Consider the following 13,961-nt stretch of genomic DNA (forward strand, 5'->3'; position numbering starts at 1 on the left):
GATTGCGAGACAGGACGGCGCTTCAATTGGACGTCCACTTGTTGAGGAACAACCGCAGTCGGAGGCAGTGCGTGTCACAAGGAGTCACCGGCTCGACGATGTTGCGGCGGCAGATCGGCCGCAAGTTCGAGTCACTGCGCAAGTCCGCAGGACTGACGATGGAGCAGGCTGCGGAACGTCTGGACCGAGCGCGGGCGACGCTGCATCGGATCGAGAACGGTGCCGAGCACGTCCGCTTCCGGCAGGCAGACGTACAACAGATGCTCGACCTCTATGGCGCATCCGCCGACGACCGTGAGCTGCTGCTTGCCCTGACGGCAGCCACCAGAGAGAACAAGAACTGGTGGCACGACTATGTCGGCTCGGGCCTACCGCGCTGGTTCCAGCTCTACATCGGGCTCGAAGCTGCCGCATCCACCATCCGGCAGTACGAGGCCGAACTGGTTCCCGGCTTGCTCCAAACACGCGCCTACGCCGAGGAGGTCTTCCGAACGCCTGGCGGCTCGATCGACGCGAAGGACAGCAGCGAGCGTCAGCGGGCGGTCCAACTGCGCGTCGAGCGGCAGGCGCTTCTCACCCGGTTCTCCGCGCCGCAACTCAGCGTGATAATCAACGAGGCCGTGTTGCGTCGACGAGTCGGCAGCGCCACGATCATGGCCGAACAGCTTCACCAGATCCTGAAGGCAGCAGAGCTACCCAACGTGACCGTCCAAGTTGTGGAATTTTCCGCCGGGCTGCATGCCGGGGCCATGGCGGGAGCCTTCTCGATCTTGGACTTCCCGAAGGACAGCAACGGCAAGGAGCTGGAACCACCGGTGGCTTACCTGGAGGCAGCGACCGGCGCCATCTACCTCGACAAGCCGCACGAGATTGCCGCCTACGACACCATCTGGGCCGACATGACGAGCCGCGCCCTCACCGAGTCCCGATCGAAGAGTCTGATCCAGCAAGTCGCAGAGGAGTACTCCCGTGCCTGACCTGACCGGCGCAGTCTGGCGCAAGTCGAGTCGCAGCAACAACGGTGGCAACTGTGTCGAGGTCGCCGACGGCCTGCCCGGCGTCGTGGGGCTACGTGACAGCAAGGAACCCGCCGGCTCGGCCCTCGCCTTCCCGCCTAGCAGTTGGACCGCCTTCATCCGGGCCGTCAAGAACGAGACGCTCGGCCAGTGACCGGCCGTCTCGGCTGGTGGCAGGCGTACGACGACGTGCTGCCGGACGATGCGGACCGGCCCGGCCGCACCATCCAGATCCTGATCTTCGGCGCGGACGAGTGCGGGTCGATGGGCAGCACCTTAAGCGTGCTGACCTTCCCGAGCCGGCCGATCCGGGGGTCGTCTACGTCGAGACCCGCGCGGGTAGCCTCATCCTGGGGGCGATCGACGAGCTGTGAGAGGACGCGCGGGTGGAAGAGGTCAACCAGGCGGCGGTGACCTGGCGCAAGAGCACCCGCAGCAACGGCTCTGGAAACTGCGTCGAAGTCGCCGACGGCCTGCCCGGCGTGGTCGGGCTACGCGACAGCAAGGACCCCGCCGGTCCGGCCCTCGCCTTCGACCGGGCAGCCTGGTCGACCTTCATCGCGAGCGTCAAACAGCGGTCCTTCCGCCGCTGACGCCCTGAGGGCTCTGCCCTGGTGCCCTGTGAGATGCCACCCGGCCCTGGTGTGCGGGTGGGTCCGCCGGGTATGACGGGAACATGAGGGCGAGTTTCCGTCTGGGCCGGATCGCGGGCGTACCGGTCGGCGTCAACTGGAGTGTCCTGGTCATCTTCGTGCTGATCGCGTGGGCGCTGTCGGCGAGCCTGTTCCCATCCTCGTACCCCGGTCACTCCCCCGTCGCCTACTTCGCGGCCGGTCTGGCCGCCGCCGTGGTCTTCTTCCTCGGCCTGCTCGCCCACGAGGTGGCGCACGCCGTGGTCGCCAAGCGCAACGGCATCGAGGTCGAGGGCATCACGCTGTGGCTGTTCGGCGGCGTCGCCGAGCTGAAGGGCGAGGCGAAGGACCCGGGCGCCGAGCTGCGGATCGCCGGGGTCGGGCCGCTGGTCAGCCTGATCATCGGCGTGTTCTTCGCGGCGATCGCGGTAGCGGTCGCCGCCGCGGGCGGGCACGGGCTGCTGCTCGGCGCGCTGGCCTGGCTGGCGGGCATCAACGTGCTGCTGGCGATCTTCAACGTGCTGCCGGCCGCCCCGCTGGACGGCGGGCGGCTGCTGCGCGCGGCGGTCTGGAAGTTCACCGGCGACCGGACCAAGGCGTCCGTGGTGGCGGCCCGCGCGGGCTGGGTGCTCGGCGTCGTGCTGATCGGGCTCGGGCTGTGGCGGTTCTTCACCGGCGCCGGGTTCGGCGGGCTGTGGCTGGCGCTGATCGGCTGGTTCCTGCTCGGCGCCGCCGGCCAGGAGGAACGCGCCGCACGGATGGGCGACGCGCTGCGCGGCATCCGGGTGGGCGACGTGATGACGCCGCAGCCGCAGACCGCGTCCGGCGACCTCACAGTGGCCGACTTCGTCGACCACTACCTCTTCGCGTACCGGCACTCGGCGCTGCCGCTCACCGTCGACGGCAGGCCGGTCGGTCTGGTCACGCTCGATCGGGTACGCGGCATCGCGGCGGACCGCCGCGCCTCGACCACGCTGGCCGAGGTGTCCTGCCGGGCCGACGAACTGGTGCTCGCCCGCCCGGACGAACAGCTCACCGACCTGCTCCCCCGGCTCAACGAGTGCTCCGACGGCCGGGCGCTCGTGGTGGTCGACGACCAGCTCGTCGGCATCGTCTCGCCCAGCGACATCAGCCGGGCGGTCCAGCGTGGCAGCCTCCGCCAGCAGGTGCCGGCCGGGCGGTAACTCAGTCCCGGGGGAAGTAGCGGTCCATCTCGGCGGTGCGGAACTTCCCCTTCGGGTCGAACTCGCGCAGCAGCGCGGCGAAGTCGGCGTGCCGGGGGTACGCGGCGGCGGGATCGCGCTCGAACAGCTTGCCCCAGTGCGGGCGCGGCGCGAACGGGGCCAGCCGCTCCTCCACCTCGGCCAGCACCGGCGCGACAGCCACCGGGTCACCGATCCAGGTGAAGTGCAGCGCCAGCGAGTCGCGCCGGAAGTTCGGGCTGAGCCACAGCTCGTCGGCGGCGATCGTCCGCAGCTCGCAGATCTGGAGCACGGCGGCGATCCGGTCGGCGACCGGGTCGAGCGCGGCGAGCGCCGCCGACGCGTCGGACCGGGCCACGTGCCACTCCGACTGCAACTCGTCGCCGCTGCTCGGGGTGAAGCCGAGCCGGAAGTGCGGCAGCCGCTCGTGCCACGGCCCCGGCTCACCGAGCTGCGCGGTGCAGTGCTCCGGTGACATGCCGGGCACCGGGTGCCGGGGCGAGTCGGCGGCCACCGTGTCCAGCCAGTCGGCGGGGGGCGGGGCCTGGTCGGCGTACTGCTTGACCCACACCTGGTCGAAGCGCTCCGAGCGCCACGAGGTGAAGACACTGACGCTGTACGCGGCGTCCAGCGCCTCGTCCAGCGCCGCGCGGGGCAGGCCGAGACGGACGTGCTGGCGCACCGCGTACGTGGGCACCACGTCGAGCGTGAGCCGGGTGACAACGCCCAGCGCGCCCAGGTTGACCACCAGCCCGGCGAACCGCGGGTCACCGCGGTCCACGGTGATCAGGTCGCCGTCGGCGGTGACCAGTTCCAGCGCGGCGACGGCGGCGGCGAGGTTGCGGTTCCGCGCGCCTGAACCGTGGGTGGCGGTGGCGACCGAGCCGGCCACCGAGATGTGCGGCAGCGAGGCGAGATTCGCCAGCGCGTACCCCTGAGCCTGGAGCGCGGTGGCCAGGTCGCCGTAGCGCAGGCCGGCCGCGACGGTGACCGCGCCGCGGTCGGGGTCGAGCGCGACGGTGGGCGGCAGGCCGTCCAGCGCGACCTGGATGCCGGTGGTGTCGCCGAGCCGGTTGAACGAGTGGCCGGTGCCGACGGCCCGGACCAGGTCGGCCTCCGCGACCAGCCGACGCAGGTCGTCGGTCGAGGTCGGCCGCGATCGGGTACGCGCCGACCAGCTGACGTTTCCGGCCCAGTTGGTGTCCGTCATGCGCTGCATCATCCGCCATCATGCGGCGGCAGGGTTGCCCCGGCCACTCGGCGGGAATCCTGGCGGGATGAGCAGCTACCGCGACCCGAGCCTCCGCGGCGACGTGTACCCGTCGGAGGAGGAGATCGACCCGACCGGCGTGGACCCCGACGCTGCGGAGATGCCGCCCGCCGCTGTGGGGGTGGCGCCCGCCGCTGCGGGGATGCCGCCTGCCGCCGTGGGGGTGACGCCTGCCGCTGTGGGGATGGGGCCTGCCGCGACCGCGCCGGTGCCGGGGCCCACGCCGGAGCCCGAGCCGGACCCGGTGCCTCATCCGGGGCCGCCGCCACGCCAGGCGTCCGGCCGGTCGATCGTGACCCGGCACCTGGACGGTTCCGTCGAGGTGGTGACCGACCTGGACGGCGACGGCGTGGCCGACGTGGTGCAGGTCGACCTGGACGGCGACGGTGTGCCCGACGTGACGTACCTGGACAGCGACCGCGACGGCCGCCTCGACACCGTCCGCCGCGCCACAGCCAGCTGACCCGTCCGCCGCCCACCCTCACGCCCCGCCCCGCCCCGCCCCGACCGGCTCGGCCCGCCCCGGCTCGTCGATCTTGGAGTTGTGGCGCCCGGATTGTCGCTCAAGCGAGGCTTGTCAGGTGCCACAACTCCAAGATCGACGGGGACGGCCGGGGCGGCGGGGCCGGGCCGCAAAGGGGCGGGCGAGCCCGGGTCAGAGCTGGGGCATCACCTCGGCGGCTACCAGCTCCAGGTGGTCCAGGTCGGTCAGGTCAAGCACCTGGAGGTAGGCGCGCGAGCTGCCCGCCTCGGCGTACCGGCCGAGCGTGTCGACCACCTCGGCGGGCGTGCCGGCGGCGCCGTTGGCGCGCAGCTCGGCCGGGTCGCGCCCGATCGCCTCGGCGCGGCGCTTCACCTCGGCCTCGTTGCGGCCGCAGCAGAGCACGAGCGCGTTGGACCAGGTCATCGTGGACGGGTCGCGGTCGATCTGGGCGCACGCGTCGCGTACCCGCCCGAACTGCGCGACGGTGTCCTCGACCGAGGCGAACGGCAGGTTGAACTCGTCGGCGTACCGGGCGGCCAGGCGGGGTGTGCGCTTCGGGCCCATGCCGCCGAGCAGGATCGGCGGGCGGGGGCGCTGCACCGGCTTGGGCAGCGCGGGCGAGTCGCTGACCGGGTAGTACGTGCCGGGGAAGTCGAACGTGGAGCCCGCCGGGGTGGACCAGAGCCCGGTGATGACGGCGAGCTGTTCCTCCAGCCGGTCGAACCGCTCCCCCAGCGACGGGAACGGGATGCCGTACGCGGAGTGCTCCTCGGCGTACCAGCCGGTGCCGATGCCCAGCTCGACCCGGCCGCCGCTCATCTGGTCGACCTGCGCCACGGTGATCGCCAGCGGGCCCGGCAGCCGGAACGTGGCGGCGGTCATGAGCGTGCCGAGCCGGATCCGGGTGGTGTCGCGGGCCAGCCCGGCGAGCGTGGTCCACGCGTCGGTCGGGCCGGGGTCGCCGCTCACCGAACCCATCTTCAGGTAGTGGTCGGAGCGGAAGAACGCGGCGAAGCCGGTCTCCTCCGCGCGGCGGGCCACGGCGAGGAGCTGGTCGTATGTGGCCCCCTGCTGGGGCTCGGTGAAGATCCGCAGTTCCATCCCCCGAGCATATGGAGCCCGCCGGGCCGGGGCGGCGCGACCTGTCATTCCTTGCCAGGCATATAACCAATGAGGCATATTGCAAGGGTGACCGTCGACGCCTTCACCGTCCTGGCCGAGCCTTCCCGGCGCCGCATCCTGGACCGGCTGCGCCGCGCGGAGAGCAGTGTCGGCGAGCTGGTGGACGCGCTGGGCATGAGCCAGCCGGCGGTCTCCAAGCACCTGCGGGTGCTTCGCGATGCCGGCCTGGTCACCTGCCGTACGGCGGCGCAGCGGCGGATCTACCGGGTCGACGTGGCGCCGCTACGCGCAGTCGACGACTGGCTCGGGCCGTACCGGTCGATGTGGACCGCGCATCTCGACGCCCTGGAACGCCATCTCGACAGTCAGGAGTGACAGATGGACCGCGACACGTTCCGTCCCGGCCCGCTCGCCCGGGTGGATCTGGAACCCGCGAACGACAGGTGGGACCTGGTCTTCGTCCGCGCCCTGCGGCACCCGCCGGAGACGGTGTGGGCCGCGCTCACCGACCCGGATCAGCTCGCCGCGTGGGCGCCGTTCCTGGCCGACCGCGACCTGGGCCGCACCGGTGACGCCGTGCTCAGCACCGTCGACGGCGAGCAGGCCCACCCGGCGCCGGCCCGGGTGCTGCGCGCGGACCGGCCGCACCTGCTGGAGTACACCTGGGGCGACGACCTGCTCCGCTGGGAGCTGGCCCCGACCGGCGACGGCACCACGCTCACGCTGCGGCACCGGGTCGGCCGGCCCGACCTCGCCCCGATGACTGCTGCCGGCTGGCACCTCTGCCTGGACGTCGCCGCCCATCTGCTCGACGGCGACCCGGTCGGCCCGATCCGGGGCGCGGAGGCGAAGGACTTCGGCTGGGCGGAGCTGCGCGACGCGTACGCCGAACGCCTGAACCGCGGCTGACGACGGTCGTCACGCGGTCCGGCGGCGCAGCCACCCGGCGGCGCCGCCGACCAGCGTCGTCCCGATGGTCGTGCCGATCGCCACGAGCGCCGCCCCGACCGCCCACAGGCCGGTGTCGTCGGTCGAGGCGGCGTGCACCGCCCACGGGACGGTGAACGCCACTGTCATCACCGTTGCCACCAGCCAGATGTTCAGCCACCAGCCGCCTACCGCGGCCAGCGCGCCCAGGGTCAGCACCGCGGCGGCGACCTGCCAGACCGCGTACGGCCCGCTCATGTCGCCGGTCTGCGGGTCCACGGTCCAGCCGGACTCCCAGCTCAGCCAGGCCACCCAGGCGCCGGCCGTGGCCAGTGCCAGGAGCAGACCGCCGAGCAGCGTACGTCTCGTTGTCACGCATTCGATCCTGCCCGGCCGGCGGGCCGGGCGAATGAGCACGCGTACTCGATTCGCCACCTCGGGACGCATCGAGTGGGCTACGCGTCGGGGATGCGGACCGTGAGCACCCGGGTGAGGACGCGGAAGCCGGCCGCGTCGTACATGCGGCGGGCCGGGTTGCCGTCGACCACCGACAGGCCGACTGACGGCAGCCCGACCTCCCGCGCGCCGCGCAACGCGTGCACGAGCAGCGCCCGGCCGAACCCGCGCCGCTGTGCGCGGGGCGCCACACCCAGGTTGAGGATCCAGACGCAGTCGTCGTCGGTCCACGGCACCGGCCCGGCGCACAGCACGTGCCCGGCGCTGCGGCCGTCCGGGTCGATCAGCCGGGCCGAGGCGGGCACCAGGGGTGGCACCGGCTCGCCGGTGTCGAACATCGCCCGTACCTCTTCGGTGTCGCTCGGCTGCCAGCGGCCGTCCGGGTGGTCCGGGCAGTACGCCGCGTCCAGCCCCGCGGCGAGGTCGTCGTCCCAGCCGGGGGCGCCGAGCGACCAGCCGTCCGGCAGCGCCACCGGTTCGGGTACGCCGGTCAGGTCGTGCCGCATGTCGGTGGCGGCCCGGTCCAGCCTCAGCCCGTCGGCCACCAGTGCCGCCGCCAGCGCCTCGTCCGGCGTCTCCAGCCGGTGCCCGGCCAGGTCGCGCCGCACCTGCGCGACGAGCCGGGTGAGCGGCGCCTCGGGCAGCGGCCGGACGTCGGCCGCGACCGCCGTGCCGTCGTCGTCCCGCAGCCGCATCCGGGCCAGCGGGGTGTCGTCGTCACCGAGCAGCAGCGAGTCGTGGAGGTGTTGTCGTACCGGCATTCGCGGCAGCGTACCGGGCGCGCCCCGCTCCCGCTCCCCGCCGATCTTGGACTTATGGCGCCTGAATCGCCCGTCTCAGCCGCATTCGTTCACGACCACAACTCCAAGATCGACGAGGAGCACCCGCGGGCGGGAGGGTGCGGGCCTAGGGTTGGGGGGTGAGCAGGATCGATCGGGGCAGCAGGACGATCGCCGCGCCACCGGCGGCGGTGTACGACGCGCTCGTCGACCGGGCCGCCCTGGAGGCGTGGTTGCCGCCGGACGGGATGCGCGGGCGGATCGAGCGCTGGGATCCACGGCCGGGCGGCGGGTTCCGGATGGTGCTCACCTACCTCGACCCGGCCGGCAGCCCCGGTAAGACGTCGGACGCGACGGACGTGGTCGACGTCGGGTTCGCCGAACTCGTACCGGCGCTCCGGGTGGTGCAGACGGCCGTGTTCCAGGCCGACGACCCGGCGTACGCGGGCACCATGACCATGACCTGGCACCTCGCGGCGGCAGGCGACGGCACCGCTGTGACGGTCACCGCCACCGGTGTGCCGCCGGGCATCGACCAGAGGGTGCACGAGGAGGGCATCGCGTCCTCGCTGGCACACCTGGCCGCGTACCTCGAACCGGGCGCCTGACCACGACGGAGGCCGGGAATGGCGGCGGCTTTTGCGGGTAGCCGCCGGCGGTGACCGGGCAGCGGGCGGGGCGCGGCGGCCGGCGGGGGTCGTCGCGGCGCGCCGGCCTGGACGCGGAACGGTTCGACGAGGCGTGGGAACGCGTGAACGAGCGCGGCCGCGCGGCCGGGCGGGACCGGATGCAGCAGTTGCGGATCAAGTCCGTACTCGCCGTGCAGGCCGGACTTGCGGCGGCGCTGGCCTGGGCCGCCGCGCGCTGGCTCACCGGCATGCCGAGCCCGATCTTCGCCCCCGGACGCGGGCGTGCAGGTGCATGTCGTGCCGTCCGTCGTCGTGCACGGCAGCGCTGCGCTCGGCTAGGGTGCGCCTGTGGCAGTGACGGCAGCGGGCGTCTTCCGGCGTACACCGCAGGAACGGGCCGACCAGCGACTCGCCTGGGAACGCGCCGACCAGCCGTTCTTCGCCGCCGGGGCCTGCCACATCCTGGCCTGGGTGTGCCGGGACACCTACCCGGATCGGCCGATCGGTCTCGCGGGGTTGCGGTTCGCGGGTCAGAGCCAGGTCTTCCACGTGTACGCGACCTGGGCGGACCGGGCGTTCGACCACGCCGGCTGGAACCCGGAGGCGGATCTGCTCGCGGCCAACCGGGAGTTCGAACGGCGTCCCCTGGAGCGGATCGCGATCGTCGACGATCTCGCCACCTTCTGCCGGGAGCACTTCTCCCGCATGCCACACCAGTACTGGGGTGATCCGCTCCCCCGCGCCCGCGACTACGTGAACCGGCACGCCCCACCGTGGGAGTGACGCCGAACGTCGGTAGGGCCGTCTCCACCCGGCTCGGATCGGCCGGGCGTACCCACATGGACTGACCGCGCCGAGGGCCGGGCCCGCCACGGTCGGGGCGGGCCCGGCCCTCGCACCGGCCCGGAGGGTGCCGGCGTACGACGGTCAGCGCCTGATGGGGCTGGGCGACGGCATCGCACCGCCCGGCGGGCTCATGCCCTCCGGACCCAGCGGGACGGGTGACGGGACCGCGCTGTCCGGCGTGCTCGTGCCCTCCGGGCCTACCGGGACGGGCGACGGCTCGCCCGGGCGAGTCGGGTCCGCGCCGTCCGGCATCCGCCGGCCGTCCGGGCCGACCGGGACGGGCGACGCCAGGCCCGGCGGGGCCGGAACGGGCTCGGTCCGGTCCGGCTGCGGGGCGCTCGTGCCCGGCTGCGGCGAGATCACCGGGTCGTCGCTGCGGCCGGCGTAGGCGAACGGCGCCCCGATCACCAGCACCGCCAGGATGCCCGCCGCACCTGCCGCCACCGTGTTGCGTCGACGGTTACGCACGCGCCGTTCCGCCCTGGTCAATGAGTCCTGCACAGTCGGTGCCTCCTCGGCGATGTCGGTGAGGGTGGAGCGGAGCAGACCTTCGAACGGATCACTCATCGCCGCATCTCCAGAAGCTCGCTGTCCGGCAGGATCTGACGCAGTCGGGTGACCGCCCGGTGGGTCCGGCTGCGCACCGTCCCGACCGAGCAGCCCAGCAGTTCGGCGACCTGGGCCTCCGGCAGGTCCTCGTAGTAGCGCAGGACCACGACGGTGCGCTGCGCGGGCGGCAACTCCCACAGCGCCGCCCGCAACGCCAGCCGGAGATCCGTACCGCCGGCCGGGTCGGCCACCACCGGCTCCCGCACGCCGGCCGGGGACTCCCGACGACGGCGCAACCGCCGCCACCAGCTCACCTGCTCCCGGTACATGACGGCACGGAGGTAGCCCTCCGGGTCGGCGTGCCGGATGCTCCGCCACTTCGGAATGATCTTCGACAGCGCCGACTGGAACAGATCCTCGGCACTGCTGCGGTCACCGGTGAGCAGGTAGGCGACCCGTATCAGCGCCGGGGCACGGCTCGCCACGAACTCGGCCAGCACCGCCCGCTCGTCCTCGTCCACCGCACCACCCTCGTCTCCTCGTTCACCAGTGACAGACGCCGGACGGCACCGCCGCTATCCCGGGATCGGCGAAACGGCTTCCGCGGGCCTCGGCACCGTCCCGGTCCAGGCTCGGCCCCGCCTACACTGCGGCGGGTGGACCAGGCCGCACCGCACACCGTCAGCTCGATCGCGTACGACCTGCGCGCGCTCGGCATCGTCCCGGGTGACGTTCTGCTGCTGCACTCGTCGTACCGGAGTCTCGGGTTCGTCGCCGGTCGCACCGAGGCGGTGGTGCGGGCGCTGTTGGCGGCGCTCGGGCCGGAGGGCACCCTCGTCGTGCCGACGCACACCCCGGAGAACACGGACCCGGCCGAGTGGCGGCATCCGCCCGTACCCGAGGCGTGGTGGCCGGTCATCCGCGCGCAGACGCCCGGCTTCGACCCGGCGTGCACGCCGAGCCGGTGGATGGGCGCGGTCGCAGAGACGGTACGCACCTGGCCGGGCGCCCGCCGCAGCGACCACCCGCAGGTGTCCTTCGCCGCGCTCGGCGCGCACGCCGCCGACGTCGTGGAGGGGCACCGCCTCGACGACGCGCTGGGCGAGCACTCGCCGCTCGGCGCGGTGTACCGGCTCGACGGCAAGGTGCTGCTGCTCGGCTGCGACCACAGCTCCAACACCTCGCTGCACCTCGCGGAGTGGCGGCAGGCGTCGCCGCCGCGGGCGGTGACGGGCTCGGCGGTACGGCTGCCGGACGGCACGAGCCGGTGGACCACGTGGACAGACGTCGTCACCGACGAGGACGACTTCGACCGGCTGGGCGCCGACTTCGAGGCGACAGGCGGCGCGACGACCGGCCAGGTCGCCAGCGCGACGGCACGGCTGATGCGCCAGCGCGCCCTGGTCGACTTCGCCACCGCCTGGATGGCCACGAACCGCGCGCACTGACCTTCCGCCTCGGGCGGGCTTTCGTCGATCTTGGAGTTGTGGCGCCTCGGATGTCCCGCACGCGGCCTTTGTGAGGTGCCACAACTCCAAGATCGATGTAGCGAGGGCGCCGGGAACGACGGGCCGCGCGTTCAGTCCGGCGGCTTGGGGGCGAAGGGGTTACGGCGGGGCTGGCGTAGTTCCCACTCCGCCGGGCAGAGGTGGGTCCACGCGGCTCCCGTCACCGATCGCCGGTCGGGCAGCTCGTCGCCCCAGGCCAGCGAGCGGTTCTCGACCTGCCGGACGTAGCGCTCGTAGACGACAAGCTCCCGGTACTCCGGATCGTGCCGCCAGAGCGCGTACGGCTGCTCGCGCAACCAGTCGCATGCCGCGTCGCCCTCGGCGACCAGATCCGCGGTCGGCGGCAACACCGCCAGCGGCCGACCGTTCTGCCGGTCGCCGTACTGCTTCAGGTACGCCAGGTATCCGTCCTCGTCCCGAGGGTGGGTCACGTGGACGCCGACGACGGTCACCGGCAAGGCGAGCAGCGCGGTCACGGCCAGTGCCGACACCACCCACAGGCGTCTGTTCACGCGGCAACCATAGACTGCGGTGCATCTGCCCGCCGCCCCTGGCAGCGGCGCGCCACGCCTACGATCTCGCGCATGAACTCGCCGCGCCTGCGCCTTCTCAGCTGCCTCGTCGTGCCGTTGCTGGCAGCCTGCGCCGCCGAACCGTCCGAGATGGTGGCGGAGGTGCCGCCGACGTACACCTGCTGCGAGGACCTGGACGTCGACAGGCCGTACCAACCGGGCCAGACCCTGACCGTGCAGTGGACCGTCGAGTCCCCGGACGAGCCCGGCTTTACCTCGCCGCAGGTCGAGTTGACCGCACGGCTGACGGGTCCGTTCGGCACTGTGGACGACCTCAAGGCCGCTTCGGCGGTCCCGGGGCTGGTCACCTTCACGGCGACACCGGTCCGGCCGACCGGCATTCCGGGCGAGCGTCCCGCCAGCACGATCGTGATCGGCCCCGACGCCGAGCCGGGCTTCTACGACCTGGTCACCTCAGTGATCGACGGAGGCAACGCCACGTCCAGTGGCAGCAGCATCGTCCGGGTCGTGCCCGAGCGATGAGCGCCGGCTTCCAGGAGCAGGCATCTCCCGAGGCGGCCCCGGCTCGGCGCGGCACCAACCGCAGGCGTGAGTTGGGTAGAGCGCTCCCGACGGGCCCGGCCCTCGCCGTGGTAGAGGTCCGCCCGGTCCTGGAAGCCCATGACCCGGGCGAGTTCATCAGTGGAATGCGCGGGGCCACCCCACTCGGCCAACCCGCGCCGTAGCAGGAACCGCTGATCCGAAGTGAGATCAACCGTTACGACGTCAGCAGCGCTCATGCGCGCGATTGTCACCCGGGCGGTCCATCTGGTTGATGGCCGCCACTGCGTCCGACATGTATCGTCACGCTCCCGCAAGATCGCGAGATGGGATACGACGTGACGGTACGACGGTTCGGGCTCTACGTGGCGGTCGCTGCGATGCTGCTCACCGCCTCGGCGTGTGGCCGCGCCGACGAGACACCGGGCACGCCCACCGCCGTGGCGGCGAGCACCGCTACGGAGTCACCCACTCCCATGCCCTCGGCGCCGACGGCCACACCGAGCCTCGCGCCCGAGCCCTCGCCGACCCCCCGCCCCTCGCAGACCTCACGGTCCTCGGGGACTCCCCGGTCCTCGACGGCCCCCGCGGCCGCGCCCACGACCAGGAAGGCCACGCAAGTGGCCACCGCCAGCAGCAAGGCGGCCTGCACCACCGTCAGAGGTCCCTTGGAGAAGGCCATCGCCGGCCTGATCATCCTGGTCGGGGTCGCCTCCAGTTCGACAGTGGAGGCCGAGCTCGTCAACGCCCGGGCGGAGGCGTCCACCCGATTGGTCAACCTCGAGGCGGTGGCGAACAGGGTGGCCGGCGAGCAGACCGACCGCACGCTGCGGAAGAAGTTCCAGGTGCTCACCATGGCCGCAGGCCGGAAGGACGTCGAGGTCCGCTCGATCAAGCCCAAGCTCGAATACGCGGAAGCGATCGTGAAGGTGGCGAGCGACACGGGCGACCTGGAGAGCGCGGTCGACAAGCTCGAGCCGACCTGCGGCAGGTACTGGTAGCTCGGCTGAGCAGGGCGTCTCGCGTGGCAGGGCGGGCGGCATCGAACGCATCCCGCCTTTCGGTACGGTGACGCTTCACGGGTCGCGCCCCAACCGTCGAAGGCCTCGCCGTTCAGGAGGTGACGCGCGTGCGATGGACCAGCCGCATGTTGTGGTGGCCGCTCAGCGTCTGCCTGATGGTGACGCCAGCAGCCTGTACGTCCTCAAGCGGTTCCGGCCAGGGTGAGGCCCGACCACCCGCACCAACTGCATCTCTGGGTACTGACCCGAGCGCGTCCCCGTCAACTGACGGGAGCGCCAGGCAGGAGTCATGCACTGTATCGGTGGATGCGATGCAGGAACCGCCGGCGGGTTATCGGCTCGTGGGAGAGGACGTCGCGGTACCTGACCGGCCGGTGCTTCAAGCAGAGGAATCGGGGCAACCGGACCCGGCAGCCCGGCTGTTCGCCAAATGGGGATTGGTCGTA

20 protein-coding genes are annotated in these 13,961 nt (G+C 72.4%); 12 read left to right on the forward strand and 8 right to left on the reverse strand.

The genetic code is table 11. The features are described 5' to 3' along the window. Positions 1–98: 98 nt before the first annotated feature. From IF06_RS0114885 to IF06_RS0114905, 4 genes are all read left to right on the forward strand, one after another. Positions 99–977: a helix-turn-helix domain-containing protein gene (locus IF06_RS0114885; protein ID WP_030271678.1), complete on the forward strand. Its 879-nt coding sequence runs from the start codon at positions 99–101 to the stop codon at positions 975–977. Continuing rightward, positions 970–1,170 (forward strand): DUF397 domain-containing protein, encoded by a 201-nt coding sequence (locus IF06_RS0114890; RefSeq protein WP_030271680.1) that lies wholly within the window; start codon positions 970–972, stop codon positions 1,168–1,170. The genes IF06_RS0114885 and IF06_RS0114890 overlap by 8 nt, the downstream gene beginning before the upstream one ends. Before the next feature lie 232 nt (positions 1,171–1,402). Further along, positions 1,403–1,609 (forward strand): DUF397 domain-containing protein, encoded by a 207-nt coding sequence (locus IF06_RS0114900; RefSeq protein ID WP_030271682.1) that lies wholly within the window; start codon positions 1,403–1,405, stop codon positions 1,607–1,609. 83 nt (positions 1,610–1,692) lie between these two features. Further along, positions 1,693–2,832 carry a site-2 protease family protein gene (locus tag IF06_RS0114905; protein ID WP_030271684.1) on the forward strand — a complete coding sequence of 380 codons (1,140 nt, stop codon included), beginning with the start codon at positions 1,693–1,695 and terminating at the stop codon, positions 2,830–2,832. Position 2,833: 1 nt separating this feature from the next. On the opposite strand, the gene IF06_RS0114910 is transcribed toward IF06_RS0114905, so the two are convergent. Continuing rightward, complete coding sequence (locus tag IF06_RS0114910; protein ID WP_030271687.1) at positions 2,834–4,060, reverse strand: FAD-binding protein; 1,227 nt, start codon at positions 4,058–4,060, stop codon at positions 2,834–2,836. A gap of 67 nt (positions 4,061–4,127) precedes the next feature. Here IF06_RS0114910 and IF06_RS0114915 point away from each other — a divergent pair, with 67 nt between their 5' ends. Further along, positions 4,128–4,583 (forward strand): hypothetical protein, encoded by a 456-nt coding sequence (locus tag IF06_RS0114915; RefSeq protein WP_030271689.1) that lies wholly within the window; start codon positions 4,128–4,130, stop codon positions 4,581–4,583. A 192-nt stretch (positions 4,584–4,775) separates the two neighbouring features. Here the strand turns inward: IF06_RS0114915 and IF06_RS0114920 are convergent, their stop codons facing one another. Continuing rightward, positions 4,776–5,705 carry an LLM class F420-dependent oxidoreductase gene (locus IF06_RS0114920; RefSeq protein WP_013287879.1) on the reverse strand — a complete coding sequence of 310 codons (930 nt, stop codon included), beginning with the start codon at positions 5,703–5,705 and terminating at the stop codon, positions 4,776–4,778. 87 nt (positions 5,706–5,792) lie between these two features. Between IF06_RS0114920 and IF06_RS0114925 the strand changes: the two genes are divergently transcribed. Both IF06_RS0114925 and IF06_RS0114930 read left to right on the forward strand, forming a co-directional pair. Continuing rightward, positions 5,793–6,101, forward strand: a complete 309-nt coding sequence (locus IF06_RS0114925) for an ArsR/SmtB family transcription factor (RefSeq protein ID WP_013475589.1) — start codon at positions 5,793–5,795, stop codon at positions 6,099–6,101. Positions 6,102–6,104: 3 nt separating this feature from the next. Then, entirely contained in the window at positions 6,105–6,635 is a 531-nt protein-coding gene (locus IF06_RS0114930; protein ID WP_030271694.1) for an SRPBCC family protein, read from the forward strand. 9 nt (positions 6,636–6,644) lie between these two features. Here the strand turns inward: IF06_RS0114930 and IF06_RS0114935 are convergent, their stop codons facing one another. Beyond that, on the reverse strand, positions 6,645–7,028 hold the full coding sequence (locus tag IF06_RS0114935) for a hypothetical protein (RefSeq protein WP_013287882.1): 384 nt from the start codon (positions 7,026–7,028) through the stop codon (positions 6,645–6,647). Positions 7,029–7,108: 80 nt separating this feature from the next. Then, on the reverse strand, positions 7,109–7,870 hold the full coding sequence (locus IF06_RS0114940; RefSeq protein ID WP_030271696.1) for a GNAT family N-acetyltransferase: 762 nt from the start codon (positions 7,868–7,870) through the stop codon (positions 7,109–7,111). A gap of 158 nt (positions 7,871–8,028) precedes the next feature. Here IF06_RS0114940 and IF06_RS0114945 point away from each other — a divergent pair, with 158 nt between their 5' ends. Both IF06_RS0114945 and IF06_RS0114950 read left to right on the forward strand, forming a co-directional pair. After that, positions 8,029–8,496, forward strand: coding sequence for an SRPBCC family protein (locus IF06_RS0114945; RefSeq protein WP_013475586.1), 468 nt, complete (start codon positions 8,029–8,031; stop codon positions 8,494–8,496). Positions 8,497–8,865: 369 nt separating this feature from the next. Continuing rightward, positions 8,866–9,300, forward strand: coding sequence for a hypothetical protein (locus IF06_RS0114950; protein WP_013287887.1), 435 nt, complete (start codon positions 8,866–8,868; stop codon positions 9,298–9,300). A gap of 144 nt (positions 9,301–9,444) precedes the next feature. Here IF06_RS0114950 and IF06_RS0114955 read toward each other — a convergent pair whose 3' ends face one another. Continuing rightward, positions 9,445–9,930: a hypothetical protein gene (locus IF06_RS0114955; RefSeq protein ID WP_030271698.1), complete on the reverse strand. Its 486-nt coding sequence runs from the start codon at positions 9,928–9,930 to the stop codon at positions 9,445–9,447. Continuing rightward, positions 9,927–10,433 (reverse strand): SigE family RNA polymerase sigma factor, encoded by a 507-nt coding sequence (locus IF06_RS0114960; RefSeq protein ID WP_013475583.1) that lies wholly within the window; start codon positions 10,431–10,433, stop codon positions 9,927–9,929. Before IF06_RS0114960 ends, IF06_RS0114955 begins: the two co-directional genes overlap by 4 nt. A gap of 135 nt (positions 10,434–10,568) precedes the next feature. Here IF06_RS0114960 and IF06_RS0114965 point away from each other — a divergent pair, with 135 nt between their 5' ends. Continuing rightward, entirely contained in the window at positions 10,569–11,360 is a 792-nt protein-coding gene (locus IF06_RS0114965) for an aminoglycoside N(3)-acetyltransferase (protein WP_030271701.1), read from the forward strand. 131 nt (positions 11,361–11,491) lie between these two features. Here the strand turns inward: IF06_RS0114965 and IF06_RS32170 are convergent, their stop codons facing one another. Then, entirely contained in the window at positions 11,492–11,932 is a 441-nt protein-coding gene (locus tag IF06_RS32170; RefSeq protein ID WP_232236686.1) for a DUF732 domain-containing protein, read from the reverse strand. 72 nt (positions 11,933–12,004) lie between these two features. Between IF06_RS32170 and IF06_RS0114975 the strand changes: the two genes are divergently transcribed. Next, entirely contained in the window at positions 12,005–12,475 is a 471-nt protein-coding gene (locus IF06_RS0114975) for a hypothetical protein (RefSeq protein ID WP_232236687.1), read from the forward strand. A gap of 379 nt (positions 12,476–12,854) precedes the next feature. Here IF06_RS0114975 and IF06_RS34345 read toward each other — a convergent pair whose 3' ends face one another. Then, positions 12,855–13,175: a hypothetical protein gene (locus IF06_RS34345; protein ID WP_232236688.1), complete on the reverse strand. Its 321-nt coding sequence runs from the start codon at positions 13,173–13,175 to the stop codon at positions 12,855–12,857. Here IF06_RS34345 and IF06_RS34350 point away from each other — a divergent pair. Then, positions 13,162–13,494, forward strand: a complete 333-nt coding sequence (locus IF06_RS34350; protein ID WP_232236689.1) for a hypothetical protein — start codon at positions 13,162–13,164, stop codon at positions 13,492–13,494. The two genes, IF06_RS34345 and IF06_RS34350, sit on opposite strands and share 14 nt — an antisense overlap. Positions 13,495–13,961 lie beyond the last annotated feature (467 nt).

This window comes from Micromonospora globosa, assembly GCF_000717585.1.
Lineage (GTDB): Bacteria > Actinomycetota > Actinomycetes > Mycobacteriales > Micromonosporaceae > Micromonospora > Micromonospora aurantiaca.